The organism is Bradyrhizobium sp. NDS-1, from assembly GCF_032918005.1.
Taxonomy (GTDB): Bacteria; Pseudomonadota; Alphaproteobacteria; order Rhizobiales; family Xanthobacteraceae; genus Bradyrhizobium; species Bradyrhizobium tunisiense.
Window position 1 is genome coordinate 2,516,107 of the sequence record NZ_CP136628.1, and the last position, 15,889, is coordinate 2,531,995.

At 58.8% G+C, this 15,889-nt stretch carries 7 protein-coding genes and 2 pseudogenes; 4 read left to right on the top strand and 5 right to left on the bottom strand.

Going from position 1 to position 15,889, the window contains the following annotated elements; genetic code table 11:
• Positions 1-166: 166 nt before the first annotated feature.
• Both nifA and RX330_RS11755 read left to right on the top strand, forming a co-directional pair.
• Positions 167-1,921, top strand: a complete 1,755-nt coding sequence (gene nifA / locus RX330_RS11750) for a nif-specific transcriptional activator NifA (protein WP_317243117.1) — start codon at positions 167-169, stop codon at positions 1,919-1,921.
• 394 nt (positions 1,922-2,315) lie between these two features.
• The gene (locus RX330_RS11755; protein WP_317243118.1) at positions 2,316-3,182 is read left to right on the top strand and encodes an electron transfer flavoprotein subunit beta/FixA family protein; all 867 of its coding nucleotides are present in this window, start codon (positions 2,316-2,318) and stop codon (positions 3,180-3,182) included.
• 658 nt (positions 3,183-3,840) lie between these two features.
• On the opposite strand, the gene glmS is transcribed toward RX330_RS11755, so the two are convergent.
• From glmS to RX330_RS11780, 5 genes are all read right to left on the bottom strand, one after another.
• Positions 3,841-5,667 (bottom strand): glutamine--fructose-6-phosphate transaminase (isomerizing), encoded by a 1,827-nt coding sequence (gene glmS / locus RX330_RS11760; protein ID WP_317243119.1) that lies wholly within the window; start codon positions 5,665-5,667, stop codon positions 3,841-3,843.
• Between the two features lie 223 nt (positions 5,668-5,890).
• Positions 5,891-6,868: a GDP-L-fucose synthase family protein gene (locus RX330_RS11765; protein WP_085399778.1), complete on the bottom strand. Its 978-nt coding sequence runs from the start codon at positions 6,866-6,868 to the stop codon at positions 5,891-5,893.
• A complete protein-coding gene (gene gmd, locus RX330_RS11770; RefSeq protein WP_317243120.1) occupies positions 6,849-7,934 on the bottom strand; it encodes a GDP-mannose 4,6-dehydratase in 1,086 nt (361 codons plus the stop codon). The genes RX330_RS11765 and gmd overlap by 20 nt, the downstream gene beginning before the upstream one ends.
• Positions 7,935-10,929: 2,995 nt before the next feature.
• The gene (locus tag RX330_RS11775) at positions 10,930-12,309 is read right to left on the bottom strand and encodes a hypothetical protein (RefSeq protein WP_317243121.1); all 1,380 of its coding nucleotides are present in this window, start codon (positions 12,307-12,309) and stop codon (positions 10,930-10,932) included.
• A gap of 132 nt (positions 12,310-12,441) precedes the next feature.
• Positions 12,442-13,467, bottom strand: a complete 1,026-nt coding sequence (locus RX330_RS11780; protein WP_317243122.1) for a radical SAM protein — start codon at positions 13,465-13,467, stop codon at positions 12,442-12,444.
• A 567-nt stretch (positions 13,468-14,034) separates the two neighbouring features.
• Here RX330_RS11780 and RX330_RS11785 point away from each other — a divergent pair.
• Positions 14,035-14,396: pseudogene (locus RX330_RS11785) on the top strand (helix-turn-helix domain-containing protein); the annotation flags it as partial.
• A 393-nt stretch (positions 14,397-14,789) separates the two neighbouring features.
• A pseudogene (gene panB, locus RX330_RS11790) lies at positions 14,790-15,662 on the top strand (3-methyl-2-oxobutanoate hydroxymethyltransferase).
• Positions 15,663-15,889: the final 227 nt, after the last annotated feature.

The following is a 15,889-nucleotide window of genomic DNA, read 5'->3' on the forward strand; positions in this document are numbered from 1 at the left end:
AACGCATCAAATCTAGTCACTGTAGATGCTGCCGACGTGCCATGAAGAGGCGTCATCTCTCGCCCCGCCCTGAGAACCGGATGTCAGATCGAGGGGGCATGCAACACGGGTCCAACAGGTCCGATCAAGGTCATGGGAGGATCAAGAAAGAAACGGAGAAGTCGTTATGCTGGACAGCATTTCCCTGCGCGAAAAACTAAACTTAACCTCCGACGCGGACCGTTCCGGTTTGATTGTGCCGTCGCAAGAGAAATCGCTAAGCACGATCTTTGAAATAGCGCACACGCTGACCGGCCTATCCCGGCTCGAAGCCAAGCTGGAGAGCGTCATCGAGCGTCTGCAATCGCTCGTGCAGATGCGCCGCGGCATCGTGTGTCTCTTCGGTCATGATTGCGTGCCCCAGATCATCGTAGGCGACGGTCGGAACGAAGGCCGCGATTCCCGCTGCGGGGTGCGCTTGCCGCAAGGAGCAATTGATCAAATCGTAGCGTCGGGGCAGCCGCTCATCGTCGAAAACGTAGCGCTGCATTCGGCCTTCAGTTCTTCGGACGTCGAGATGCTAGATGCCGCCGGTAATACGCGTGTTGCGTTCATCGGCGTTCCCATAGACATTGACGAGAAAGTTGCGGGTACGCTGAGCATTGACCGCATCGCGGACAACGGGATGCGCGCGCAGCTCGATGACGACCTCCACCTGCTGACCATGGTCGCTAGCCTCCTGGGCCGGACGGCGAAGCTGCATTACACTTTTGAGCGCGATCGCGGGCGCCTTATGGACGAGGAGTTCCGGCTGCAGAAGCAGCTGTCCGAACCCAAGCCTCATGGGCGGGAGCGTAAGAAGGTTCAAGTCGACGGAATTCTTGGCGACAGCCCGGCGCTCCGCGCGTTACTTGATAACGTCGAGGTGATCGCAAAATCCAACAGCACTGTTCTGCTGCGTGGCGAATCGGGTACCGGAAAAGAGCTGGTCGCGAAGGCTATTCACGAGCATTCAGCGCGCGGCAAACGTTCCTTTATCAAGCTGAATTGCGCAGCCCTGACTGAGACAGTGCTAGAATCCGAATTGTTCGGTCACGAGAAGGGAGCGTTTACGGGCGCCTTCAATATGCGCAAGGGTCGCTTCGAGCTCGCCGACAAGGGAACGTTGTTTCTAGATGAGATCGGTGAGATCTCGGCGTCGTTCCAGGCGAAGCTCCTGCGCGTTCTTCAGGAGCAGGAATTCGAGCGAGTGGGCGGCAATCAGACGGTCAAAGTCGACGTCCGCGTGATTGCAGCCACGAACAGGAATCTTGAAGAGGCCGTGGCAAGGAAGGAGTTTCGTGCGGATCTCTATTACCGCATCAGCGTGGTTCCTCTGCTACTGCCCCCGCTGCGCGAAAGACGCAGTGATATTCCGCTTCTCGCCGCTCGCTTCTTGAAGAACTTCAACAATGAAAACGGCCGTGCTCTGGTGTTCGATTCAAGTGCGATTGAGGTCCTCATGAGCTGCGAATTTCCCGGTAATGTCCGCGAGCTCGAGAACTGCGTGCAGCGGACCGCGACCCTCGCGCAAGGATCGTCGATCGTAAGACATGATTTTGCATGCTGCCACGGGCAATGCCTGTCGGCCAAGCTATGGAGGTGTGGATCGGAGGAAATGGCGCGACAGCCGAGCCCGAATTTCTCATTGCCCGCGAGGCTGAGCATGCCGCCGCCAGAGGCTATAACAGCCGTTCAGCCGGTCAGTAGCGAGCTGACACCGCTAGGGCCATCCGGGCAACCCGCAGTGGGTGCTGGGAAACTCGCCGATCGCGAGCGCGTCATCGCAGCCATGGAAAGATCCGGGTGGGTACAGGCGAAGGCGGCGCGCCTGCTTGGACTAACCCCGCGCCAGATTGGCTATGCCTTGCGAAGACACGGGATCGAGATCAAGCGCTTCTGAGCAAAGCGTCGGGCTCGCTCCTCTCTCGCGCTCGGCCGACTGGGATAGGAGAGCGTGGCGAGAGGCGATTGCCGGCTCTTATGCATACTGCGGATGCTAGCCTTATGCCTTGCTTGGGATACGCTCGCCGGTGAAGTATAGGGCGTCTTCGCGCCGGCTGGTCTTGTCATCGTCTGTCTGCACGTATTCGCGCTGAAAACCGGCGCGTGATTGCCGCGGCTCCGTTGCTCCCGTAACTCGGATCAGCTTAAGATCACGCCCATGCTCAAGCCGTCGCAATTGCGCCAACGGACTCGCCGTCGGTCTTTGCATGCCTTCCTCATCGGCGAAATGCCTGGGGTGGTATGACATTTGCTGCTCGTCGGGAGCCGGCTCAGCATCTTAGGAGAAATACATGCACAGCATCGTCTGCATCAAACAGGTCCCCGACTCCGCTCAAATCCGCGTGCACCCCGTTACGAATACGATCATGCGCCAGGGCGTGCCGACCATCATCAACCCATATGATCTCTTCGCGCTGGAAGCTGCGCTCGAGCTACGAGACAGGTTCGGCGGCGAAATTACCGTCCTCACAATGGGGCCGCCATCGGCCGAAGACTCTCTCCGAAAGGCACTGACATTTGGTGCCGATCGAGCTGTCCTGCTCACCGATCGTAGCTTCGCGGGCTCCGATACGCTGGCGACGAGTTACGCGCTGGCGTGCGCGATTCGCAATATCGGGAGGGAATATGGCCCGCCGGATGTCATATTCACTGGCAAGCAGACGATCGACGGCGATACGGCGCAGGTGGGACCTGGCATTGCAAAGAGGCTCGGGGTCCAGCAGCTTACTTATGTTTCCACAATCAAAGCGCTGAACTTCAAAGTACGCACGATCGAGGCGGAACGGCGCTGCGAAGGCGGCGTCCAGGTGCTGCGTTCCAAGCTGCCGTGTCTCGTCAGCATGTTGGAGGCAACCAATCAAATTCGCCGCGGTGCAATGATAGATGCGTTGCGTGCCGCACGTGCCACAATCGTAAAATGGAGCGCCCAAAATGCCGGCGTGGATGACATGGCCAAATGCGGTCTGAGGGGGTCGCCGACCGTCGTCAAACGTGTTTTCGCGCCCTCCCCACGAGCGGAGAAGGCGACGTGGGTGGAGGCGGCCGAGCAGCCGGCGCAAGCATTGATCGACGCCATGTTCAAGCGCAACCCTATGCTCGAAACGGAGCTCGCACAGCTCGCGCGCGGTACCTCATCTGCGCAAGCTAGCGGTGCGTGAAGTCGCGGCTGATCGAGCGGAGCCGGCGATGGCCGGATCGTGGTCATGCATGGGCCCGTCGCTCGGTTGCACGAGGCTGCATCGATCTTGTCGGCCGTTCCTCGCCAAATACGATAAGAAGGGTGAGCATTCAACTTGCGTATCTGAGCGCCGAGAGGCAGGTATCGGATCAATCTACCAGACGTCTCGTTACGCTAACGTTTGGCGACCTGCGACACACCAATTCACTGGAGAATACATGGAACCTGAAGACGCGCCCGTTCAGTTTGTGTGGAGTGGCAGAGAGCGCCCGCTGAATTCACCGCGTGGAGCTCGCGCGGGGGATCTATCCCTCGCGCGCAATCCGCCGCATTTCACGTGACTGCAACGTGCGGGCATTATCATCGCGGTTCGACCACAAGACGATATCGAGGTTAGCTGATAATGCTCAGCCATTCCCGGTCAACATCATGGCCAGCTCGTCCCGATACCGCCATGATCGAAAGCGTAATGATCGGCCTTGCCGACGGCCAATCTGGTCAATACAGGCTCCGAGCACGATCGCGCCAACAGATCGCATCAAGGCACCGAGCCAGAACACACCGAAGATCAGATCTGCCGGAGCGTTGCGCGCCTTCGGTATCCGACCGACGCCGATTCCAGGTAGCGTCACCTTAGCTTATTCGACGGTAACCGATTTCGCAAGATTTCGCGGTTGGTCGACGTCCGTGCCCATCAAGTTGGCCGTGTGATAGGCCAGGAGCTGCACCGGAATCGCATAGACAATGGGCGTAAACGTCGTCCCCATCTCCGGCAGCACGACCGTCGCGAGTGTATCCATGGACACCTCCGCGGCTCCGCTAGCGTCCGTTATCAAGATAATCTTGCCGCCGCGGGCGGCGACCTCGTGCATGTTCGAGATGGTCTTTTCGAAGAGCCGGTCGCAAGGAGCGATGACGATTACGGGAACGCTCTCGTCGACCAAGGCGATGGGGCCGTGCTTGAGCTCTCCGGCCGCATAGCCTGCGGCGTGAATATACGAGATTTCCTTCAGCTTCAGGGCTCCTTCCAGGGCCAGTGGAAACGACGTGCCGCGACCAAGATATAGCACGTCACGCAATTTGGCGATGTCGCGTGCGAGCTTCTCGATCTGCGGCTCGCTGGCAAGCGCCCGTGTAACTAGCCGGGGAATTTCGATCAGCGCTCGCACGAGATCGACCTCGTCGCTCTCCGACAATTCACCCCGCGCCTTGCCCGCAGCGACCGCAAGCGCCGCCAGGACGACAAGCTGGCATGTGAACGCCTTGGTCGAGGCAACGCCGATTTCAGGTCCGGCGAGTGTCTGCAACACTATCCCGCTTTCGCGCGCAATGGTCGAGCCTAGGACGTTCACGATCGAGAGCGTATGCAGGCCTTGAGACTTGGCGTAGCGCAGGGCGGCCAGCGTATCGGCCGTCTCGCCGGACTGCGAGATGAAGATAGCAAGATCTCCCCTGCGCATCGGTACCTCACGATAGCGAAACTCGGAGGCGACATCGAGCTCGACCGGAATACGAGCCAGCCGCTCGAACCAGTATTTGGCGATATGGCCGGCATATCCTGCCGTACCGCAAGCCGTGATCGAGATATGTCCGATCGCATTGAAATCGAACGGAAGCTCCTGCGGCAGTGCGACGCTCTCGTTGGCGATATCGACGTAGTGCGCCAGCGTCTGCCCGATCACCTCTGGCTGTTCGTGGATTTCCTTCGCCATGAAGTGGCGGTAGTTTGCTTTGTCGACGAGAACCGACGACGTGGCAGATTTCACCACCTCCCGGCGGGCGACTGTGCCTTGTGCGTCGTAAATCACGGCGAAGTTGCGGTTGAGCACAGCCCAATCGCCGTCCTCAAGATAGGTGATCAAGTCGGTAAGGTGCGCGAGCGCGATAGCATCCGATCCGAGATACATTTCGCCTTCGCCATGGCCGATCGCAAGCGGTGAGCCCTTCCGCGCGCCGATCATGAGGTCGTGTTGCCCCTTGAACAGGATCGCAAGCGCAAACGCGCCCACTAGCCGCGGCAGCGACGCTTTTACTGCGTCCTGCGGCGAGCAGCCATTTTTCAGATATGAGTCGATAAGATGCGCCACCACCTCGGTGTCTGTTTCAGAGGCGAAATAGGCGCCATGCTGTTTCAGCTCCGCGCGCAGCTCGCGGAAATTCTCGATAATGCCGTTATGGACGACTGCAACATTGTCCGTTGCGTGGGGATGAGCATTATGCTCGGTCGGCTTGCCATGGGTAGCCCAGCGCGTGTGCCCAATCCCGGCATGGCCTGAGACCGGATGGCGGCGAACACGTGTCTCAAGGTTCCTCAGCTTGCCCTCGGCGCGCCGAAGCTCGATATAATTTCCTTTGAGCGTTCCGATGCCTGCTGAGTCGTAGCCGCGATATTCCAGTCGCTTAAGTGAATCGATGAGTCGATCCGCGACCGGACCGCGCCCCAGGATGCCGACAATCCCGCACATGCTAATCAGTTTACCCTCAAGTTCATAACAGAGCGTGCCGCAAGGCGCGCCTGACCAATTCGCTCGCTCTAGCTATGGGCCAGTCTAGCCCGTGCCTGCCCCCCATCGGGGCACGCGTCACCCGGCGGTGCGCGAGCTCCAAGCAACACGTGGAGCCCTGTCGAATTCGCCGGACGATCCTAAAGCAACTTTCTGGAAACCGAACAATGAGCGCCATCGGCGGCTAGCAGCTGCATGGTTCTGTCCTTTTGTCCGATGTAGCCGATGCCACCAAGAAGGCCTGGTAGGCCTGCCGCATTCCATGTGTGAGCCATGTCCTCGCGCGCCAGCCGAGGCTCGCGAGACGGCTGACGTCGAGCAGCTTGCGCGGCGTGCCGTCGGGCCGGGAGCTATCGAAACTGATCTCGCCGATATAGCCGACGACTTCGGCGACGATGCGGGCAAACTCGGCAATGGTGATGTCCTCGCCAGTGCCGATATTGATCAGCTCCGCGCTCGAATAGGTCTTCATCAAATGCACGCAGGCATCGGCCATGTCGTCGACATAGAGGAACTCGCGCCGCGGCGTGCCAGTGCCCCAGACTACGACGCTTCTTGCGCCCGAAACCTTTGCCTCATGGAAGCGCCGGATAAGGGCCGCGACCACGTGGCTATAATCGGGATGATAATTGTCGCCGGGGCCGTAGAGATTGGTCGGCATCACGCTGATGAAGTCGCTGCCATATTGGCTGCGATAGGCCTCCGCCATTTTGATGCCGGCGATCTTGGCAATCGCATAGGGCTCGTTGGTCGGTTCCAGCGGGCCGCTCAGCACTGAGTCCTCGCGTAGCGGTTGGGCGGCCAGCTTCGGATAAATGCAGGACGAGCCGAGGAACATCAGCTTCTCGGCACCGTTTTGATGCGCGGCATGGATCACATTGGCCGCGATCGCGATATTATCGTAGATGAACTGGGCGCGCAGCGTGGCGTTGGCGACGATGCCACCGACCTTGGCGGCGGCGAGGAATATGACTCGCGGCCGCGTCCTCGCAAACCAGTCGAACACGGCGGCCTGGTTGCAGAGATCGAGCTCACGCCGGTCCACCGTCACGAGATTCACGTCCTCGCGCGCCAGCCGGCGCATGAGCGCGCTGCCGACCATGCCGCGATGGCCGGCGACGTAGACGCTCTTGCCGTTGAGCTCAAACGAAGCGTTTGCCATTGGCCGCATCCCGTTTTGCCTCCGCCAGATCGCTCGCCACCATCTCGGCGACGAGTTCCGCAAAACTCCGCTTCGGTGTCCAGCCGAGCACCTCGCGTGCCTTGGAGGCATCGCCGACGAGGAGATCGACCTCGGTGGGGCGGAAATAGGTCGGATCGATCTTCACCACCGTCTTGCCGCTCCTGGCATCGATTCCGGTCTCGTCGACGCCTGCGCCGCGCCATTCGAGGCTGCGGCCGACCAGCGCGAAGGACAGCTCGACGAACTCGCGCACCGAGCGCGTCTCGCCGGTGGCGAGCACGAAATCGTCGGGCTTGTCGGCCTGCAGGATCATGTGCATGCCCTCGATGTAATCCCTGGCGTGGCCCCAGTCGCGCTTGGCCTCGAGATTGCCGAGATAGAGCGTCTGCTCGAGCCCCACCTCGATGCGCGCCACGCCGCGCGTGATTTTGCGGGTGACAAATGTCTCGCCGCGAATTGGGCTCTCATGGTTGAACAGGATGCCGTTCGAGGCAAACATGCCGTAGGCTTCGCGGTAGTTCACCGTGATCCAGTAGCCGTAGAGCTTTGCGACGCCATAAGGCGAGCGCGGATAGAACGGCGTGGTCTCCTTCTGCGGGATCTCCTGGACAAGGCCGTAGAGCTCGGAGGTCGAGGCCTGGTAGAACCGCGTCTCCTTCTCCATGCCGAGGATGCGGATCGCTTCCAGCAGGCGCAGCACGCCAATGGCGTCGGCGTTGGCGGTGTATTCGGGGCTTTCGAAGCTGACGGCGACGTGGCTTTGGGCGGCGAGATTGTAGATCTCGGTCGGCCGGATCTGCTGCACCAGGCGGATCAGATTGGTCGAATCCGTCATGTCGCCGTAATGCATCAGGAACGGCACGTCGCCGACATGCGGATCCTGGTAGAGATGGTCGACGCGTGCGGTGTTGAACGAGGATGAGCGCCGCTTGATGCCGTGCACGACATAGCCGAGCGACAGCAGATGTTCGGCAAGATAGGCACCGTCCTGTCCAGTCACGCCGGTGATGAGAGCGACCCGCCGTTTGCTCGCTTGGTTTGACAAATCGTCTCTCTGCGCATGTTAATGTCGTCCCGCGATCGACGACCTTTAGTCGCGTCGGCCTCCGATGCGGAAGCGTCACGCTCTCGAAGCACCGAATGTGGACGTGTATAGACATTGCATCGATCGCTCAACTGTACGGAGGTAAACGTTCCACATCGAAACGGTTTTGAAGGACTATACGAAAGTTTGCAATCCGGCGGGTTTCGTTCGGCTTCCTCGGCCGTCGCTCCATTGCTTGGGTGCGACCAGTGGAATTACGGCGCGGACAAGTGGTGAGCGACCCGCCGGGACCGAGAAGCCGTTCCACTGTCTTTGCTTGCTCAACTCGCGCGGCGAGCCAGGCCATAGGATGGCCGCCTCGGACATGCGACCTGCTCGAAAAGGGCCGATCGTTGGGCTGCGAATAAGGCAGGCATGCAATCGGGCTCCTTGAGCTGTCGATGCGTATATCGAGGAGGCGTTGATAATCTCCAAGGCCTGAACCCTCCTGAGATTGCTCAGCAAGCTGTGAGCCAGCTCATAATCCGACCAGCTTAAATCATTGCAGCCGGGCATGACGAAGACGTCGCGATAGGAGGATGCGTACCAAACATTGTGCCAACGTGTATGCCTACAGCTGCTCCGTTTCGGCGCGAGCAAACTATTTGCAGGTTCGCGGTAGGTGGATCACGACCACCAGTATGGCCTCCAACTTCCATTCCACTCTGAGCAGCGAAAAAGGCAACCTCCGACATGAGCAAATCTCAAATCGGGCAATCGCCACGCGGCGACGCTGCTCCGATCTTCGCATCCGGTTCTCCTGCACTCGCCGTTTAATCGCAAGATCTTGCAATGAATCGCTGAGGCTACCTCACTGAGGCGTTTCGAGGCATCGCGGGCGTTCTGCAATCTGAGCTCCAAATGACACACTCCCAATTGGTCGCCCGGAAGCTGTTGTACGGCCAGGCGCGGTCGCCAGCTGCATTGAAGACCTTACAACCTGACGCTACGTTCGATTCAAGCACTTATGTCGAGAGTCGCGCATTTGGCGCGGGATCTGACGCGAACCACTAATGAGTCCAATCTCCACTATCATTTTGCGTTGGCGTGGTGTTTCCAAGCGGGCGTTCTCAACCGAGAAGAATGTAGTGAAGCTTACTCGACGCGCTTGCGTTTGTTGCGATTGGTTTGTCGCATCTCAGACATTGACAGAGCGGGCGGCATTGACGGCAAATAAAGTGCTTTTGCGAAAGCCCGCCTACGGGATCTTACGTAGGGCATGTGTCGCATTTTCTTGATCTAAAAACTGCATCGTCTTTTGCATGAAGCAGAAGAAGCCATTCCCCGACGCCAAACATTGGCGAGGCCGTGCGGAAGCGACGCGAGTAAAAGCGGAGTCGCTCAAGGACAACACATCCAGACACAGGCTCCTCAAGGTCGCTAAGGAATATGATAAGCTGGCTCGCCTGGCGGAGAAGCGGCAGAGAAATGAGGTTGACGGGCAGTTCTGATCGCCGCCGGACCGCACGGTTGCATCGAAGGTCAAGGCGTCGTGATCGCAGCGCGGAAGCCTCTCCGTTGGACGGCTCTAGCGAAAACGCCCTCCTACGGTAACGCCAGTGAGCGAGGCTGCTCAATGAGTGCGGTCCGCGCGTCTGAGCCTCTGGCCGTGAATCGATTCTGTGAGTAGTGGTCCGCCACATAGATGACGCATTGACGGTGTCTCAGGCGGCAAGCGGCTAACCGCTGGACATAAGACGGAATGAGATGAAAGCCCACCGTCAGACCATCGCAAGAGCGTAATTACACGCCTCTCACTCGACGAACTGGCGAAGCATTGGCGTCAATTTGCATCGTCTGCTGAAGCCGTCGACGTGTTTTTGGGTGACAAAGTAGCCGGTTCGCCGGATCACGCCACGCGAATTGGCTTCCGCCGCCAATTTGGCCGTGAGGCGTTTCAGTCGAGCTCTCGCATCTTGGACCAAACACGGATAGCTCAACGCCATAACGTTGCGGCTTATTAAGGCGAGGCGACGAGCAGAAGCTCCTGCTGGCAGTCTTGCGTAGCAAAACGATCGTAGATGTCTGCGCGGATCGTCCGCAAGAGGCAAGTTCGAAACGACGTCACGCATGACGAGAAAATCCAAGCGAAAATCATAGTCGAAAGACCAACCACAACAGAACTCTCCGGGGACAATTCCGGACAGAACCGATGTTCTTCATCCAGATAAGTTCGGTGCAGATGATCACGAGTATGTGGGGCTGCCGATGCCGGGGGTGGCAGCCGCTCGATATATCAGTCGGACGACACGAGCGGTGCCGGCGTCAACTCTACCGGAACCACTCCGTTACAATCCGATCTCATCTCCCGAGAGCAGCGGGTTGCGCGACCCATGATTTGGCGGTCAGGCCATCGCGACGAGCGTTGTCAATGCGACAGAACCACATACAACAATCGCGACAATTGACGTTTACGCCCGCGTTTCCAGTGATCTGCGGCTCTGCTCTTCGACTGGCCGTTCCTATGGCCCGATAGGATCGCTCAGATGAGGGCCCGACGCATCCGGGCCCGCGAACGAAACTCGTTCCGTTCGCATCAGCGCCGATTTCTCCGCGGGTCGTCTCACACCTCTTTGGCACTCTTCACCTTCTGGGGAAGCGACTACCTGCAATTCAACTCACGTTCGTTCCATGTGCTCTCTCTTTCGTTTCGTTGCCGCCAGTGTTATCTCGTATTTTGCTTCGGGCTCTGTCCTCGACGGGACGACTTCATCGTCTGGATTGGCTTCAGCGCCGATCTACACGCTGCCTATCGCGGCTCCTGCCGCTCTTCGTGCTCGGCGGCGTTGGGCGCAATCGCCGGCTCCTGATCGATACCACTCACCCACAGCGCGAGCGGGGCGCCAAGCACGCTGATAGATTTACTGATGGGTTCAATCACAAGGACGGGAGAGGCAGACCGCAGCCATCACTTCGACGTCCTGAATCCGGGCGAGCCAGAGGTAACGGGGCTTGGTTATTCTCCGGTTTTCTCGACAGCGGCAGACCCTATAGGTTCTCTGCGATCGCTTGTGACAGCAGTGAGATACCGAGCGAATAGCGAGATCGTTCGTGTGTGCGAATCGAGGGTGCTTCTGCCGCTGTGTCCCGCCAACCAATCGTCGAAGAGCTTCCTCCGGGCAGCCCCTAGATCCGCATTTTGGATCAGTGTGTCCCGCGTTGGGTAGAGTCTCTCCCGGAAAGCTGGCCGGCCTAGGAAGCTGCCATTTCGCCAAAGAGTGATGCGAGCCTCTTTCGCAAATTGCGGATGAGCTTCTGTGCCAAAGTGCGGGCGCTTCACGATCCTGGCCTCGATCGCAGCAAAAGGACCGATATTCAAGCGAATGGTCTCGGATGCGTACCGGCCGTTTTTGTTGTAGATGTTGGTTGGCAGTTGCCGCCAATTGCGCAGCGAGACGCTCGTTTGCAGTAGGTCGAGCCGGAAGAGGCAGATGGTATTGCCGCTTTCGCAATGGCGTGCGGCTCCACATGAGACGAGGTCCGTCTCGCCCCAGAAACGCGGAGCGGGAAATGAGGGAGCGGGTGGGGCGGGCCCTCTTAGCCTCTGGACCAAATTAGGGGCGACCTGCCCGACTTGATCGGCGGCGGTGGCCCGGTGGACATCCAGCTCTATCGCCAGAGGCCCGAAGTTGTCTTCATTAGTACCCAGAAGGCTGGAAAGGATATCGACGTGATGATAGCCGGAATGACAAAGCATTCCATAGCCATACCGATATGGATGATCTTGGCGGGAGAGAATCTCCTCTTCCGTGTTCCAGACTCCCTCGTGATGCTCGATGCCAATATAGGTGATGGGCGTGCCGAGCTTACGGGAGGCATGGCGCGCATAACGTCCAATCAGGTCGTAGACTGCGTTGTATCGGCGCGGGGCCATCACGACGCAGCGCCCGCCACTCCGGTTGGAGATCGCCTTGAGTTCCGCCACCTCCCCAACAACTCGGTCCACAGCAGGGCGCCCATTCGAACCCATTGGAAGCACAACCGGCTTGTCGACCAGACAATCAAGACCAAGTCCAAGTGCCGCGCGAAGGTAGTCCAGATGGGCCTTCGGTTCGGTCGAGACAATGACTTTAGAGCGTGGACTTGCCAACGCTCTGAGAGCGTCCTCCCCCTCGCCGGAGTACCAGATGCCCTGTAGTCGGAGATCGGGTACCCAAGAGATACTCATCGGCTTGCACGCGCGCGTCTTGAAAAAGGCATGCACAGCATTTTTCGTGCTCGCGAGCTCAATCACATGGAATCCCGAGGCTCGCCTGCTGGCGACGGCGCTCTCGATCAGAGGAATATACTTAGCCATGGCGTGAGGACCGAGCCCGACGAGTACAAGATCCTTCATGTCTTCTGATCTCCTCTCGCCTCCGTCCCGATCAGAGCTTCGGGCGCGAACCAGTCAGAGTTTGGGTCGATCCGACCGCAGCCGAACTGGCACTCCTTGCAGAGCCGACCGTTCCGATCCAAGGCTCGTCGGTCATCCGCAGGCAAGCGCGCGATTTTCGATATTCTTCAGAAGGGCCACCTGCGAGGGGCAGTGGGCGCAGCCGCTGTCCGCCCGGTAGTGCTTCAGCGCCGGAGAGGTTCGCCAAGCCGTCTCGAGATCGAATTCAGGGGATCGGATGTTGCCGACAAGGAACGCCTCGCTGTCGGGATCCCCGACGACGTAGGGGCAGGGGTAGAGATCGCCATTTGCCGAGAGGTAGACAGAGGTGATGCCGCAGTCACATTTGGAGAATTTAACGTTCGGCCGCGGCTGGCTTGTATCAACAAAAATCGGAGGTGGCAGCTCAAGACGGGCCGAGGTCTTTGCAGCCGTTGCGATCAGAGCCTGCTGCAACTCTCTGATCTCATCAGCCGACCCTAGGAGCGCTTCCTCGTTGTCCAGGGCGACACCTGAGGCGAACATCGGCTTAATTCTGAAGGAACCAACGCCAATCGAGGACAGCAGTCGATACGCGTCCAGCGCTTCAGCGATGTTCTGTCGATTGGCCGTCATCCTGGCCTGCACCACGACCCCGCAATTGGCTGCTTCGGACATCTGACGGAGTGCGGAATCGTAAACACCCGGCCTTCCGCGGAAGCGGTCCACAGTGTCTCGCTTTGCGCCGTCGAAGCTAAATTGAAGGGTGAGCTTCGCAGGATCATCGAAGATGGAGACCACATCAGAAATTGGAACTTGGCCAAGCCCCGCTGTATTTAATTGGACTTGCATTCCCCGTTTTTGTCCATGCGCGAGCACGGCTTCCGTTCGCGGAAACACGACTCTGAGAAGCGGCTCACCACCCGTCACTGAGACCTTTGTCAGGCCATACCGGTCGATAAGCAGATCGATAAAGTTTGTCATCTCATCGACCGACAACTGCGACGGCTCTAAACGTCTCTTGTATTCGTCTCGATACTGTTGGGGGACATAACAATGCTTGCAATGAAGGTTGCAATAAAACGATACGCAGAGTCTCAGATGGTCAAACACAATCGGAAGCCGCTTGTCGGGTGGCATCGGGTGCTCCTCGGTGGTCTGACCGCATCTTGAGCAAGGCTTGGGCCACTCCCAAGCTGAAGATTCTTGACGATTTTCTTTGGCACTATGTCATGCTCAAAACAAACCCGTCGCGTTCCGCGCAAGAGCCTCGTTTGCTTTCTGACAGAACAGAGTGATCGGGCGGGAATGCGATCACGACAGAGGCTTGGGTTGAAGCGCGACCGCCCGGACGATCGATGGCACACAAAGCAACCGGTGGTTCGTCACAGTGATTCTGACGTTTTGATACCGAACCATTCGAGGATCGGCTAGCCTTCCAGCGGCACGAGGATTTCGATGCTTCTGGGGACGCCCGGTTGACGTCAGATGAAGCCGTTTCGTTCGAGGGTGACGATCATCTGGCGGACCGAAGGCGGGCTGACGCGGAAATGGCGCTGGATGTCAGCTTCGGCGGGCGGCTGTCCGAACATGTAGGAATAGATATATGGATAAAAGCGAGGTAGTGCCCCTGCTTCTCGGTGAAGCGCGCGCCTGATTTTGGACTCATCGTTGGATTCGTCCCAGCCTCCAACAAGGAGGCAAAACATGAATGTACGTTATCGTGTCGAATTGAGCCAAGCCGAGCGCGATGAACTGACGGCGATGCTCGGCGGCGGCAAGCACGCCGCCCGCAAGCTCGAGCGGGCGCAGATTTTGCTGGCGGCCGACGGGGGCCGTTGCGACGCGGAGATCGTCCGAACCGTCCGGGTCAGCCTTTCCACCGCCGGCCGGACCAATCGCCGCTTCGTGGAAGGCAATCTGGAGCGGGCCTTGAGCGAGGAGCCGCCTCCGGGCGCCGAGCGCAAGCTGACCGGCAAGGAGGAGGCCCTGCTGGTGGCGACCGCATGCACCAAGCGCCCGTCAGCCGCAAACGCTGGACGCTGACGCTTTTGGCCGACACGATGGTCAACCGTGCGGGCGCCGGTGCATCTTTCCTATCTCGCTCGCCTGGATCACGGTCGCTTCGGAATGTGCCTGCAGTCCGCCGAAGCCACGGCTTTGAGCGCCATAAGTCAATCAACAGCCATACGAAATGGACATGCCGCCTTAACGTGGGCTTTGACACGTAGATCGGAGCCTCATAAGGACATTCAGTCGCAGAATGTTTGGATGTGGAGCCCCAGAACCACATCGCAGAGGAACATCTTGAAAGAGTTTTTTGCTAATCGCGCAATCATTGGAAACTTTGTGCTTCCAACTTCTCAGTGACGCGCCTTTTCGGCCTCCCTATTGACAGAGACCATTTGCTCTTCCAAGGGAAGGCCATTTCCAGAGACATGCGGGGCCGGGTCAGATCGAACATGAGTCACATTTCGCAGCTGTCAGTTTGAGCGCGTCACGACTCCAGTTCTGCAACGATTCAAAGAGGAAAGGCGCGCCATCGTCATGACCACGGCTTATGATGCGGTAACGGCACGTATCGCCGATCCTGTCGTCGACGTCATTCTTGTTGGCGATAGCGTCGGCAACGTATGCCTTGGGTTTGATGACACGTTGCCGGTCAGCATGGAGATGATGAATCACCACCTGGAGGCGGTCGCGCGGACAAGGCCTCGAGCCATGCTTGTAGCTGACATGCCGTTTCTCAGCTTTCATCTCAGTCCCGACGACACGATACGCAACGCTGGAGGCTTCCTGCAGCGTGGCGCCGACGCCATCAAGCTTGAGGGAGGGAGTAAGCGTGTCGAGATGATCCGAGCCTTGGTGAATTGCGAAATTCCCGTGATGGGCCATCTTGGTCTCACGCCACAAAGCGTCAACGCAATGGGTGGCTTCAAGGTACAAGGTCGGAACGCGGACGATGCCCTACGTCTGCTTGATGATGCGCACCAGCTACAGCAGGCGGGATGCTTTGCTCTTGTCCTCGAAGGTATTCCGGCTGAGCTCGCTGCACGAGCGACTGAATCTCTGACCATACCAACGATTGGGATCGGAGCGGGTCCAAGTTGCTCAGGCCAAGTTCTAGTGTTCCACGACGTGTTGGGCTCTCAGGAAGCCGTTATCCAAAATTCGTGCGTGTCTATGTAGAGGGCCATCAGCTGCTGCAGGAGGGCCTCTCGCGCTGGGCAGCTGATGTCCGTAGCGGAGCATTCCCTGCGGCGCAGGAGTCATATCGGATTCCAGACGGCTTGCGCGGGGCGATCGTAAACTGGACGCCTTCCAAGACAAGCTAGTACAAGGTCCCAACATGCGAACGAGCAAGTACGGTCGGGGAACTGCGCAGCGCCCCTGCAGAGGAGCGCCAGTCCGATAGCGAGGCGGGGCCCGCTGCGACGATAGGTTGCGCCGCACGATCGTCATCTCGCCCTGGCCGAAAGCTCGACGACCTCCGTTATCACCGTTAGTGAGCGCCTGCCTCGCACCCGCCCCAGTTGAGACCAAATAAGGATCTCGGCAGATA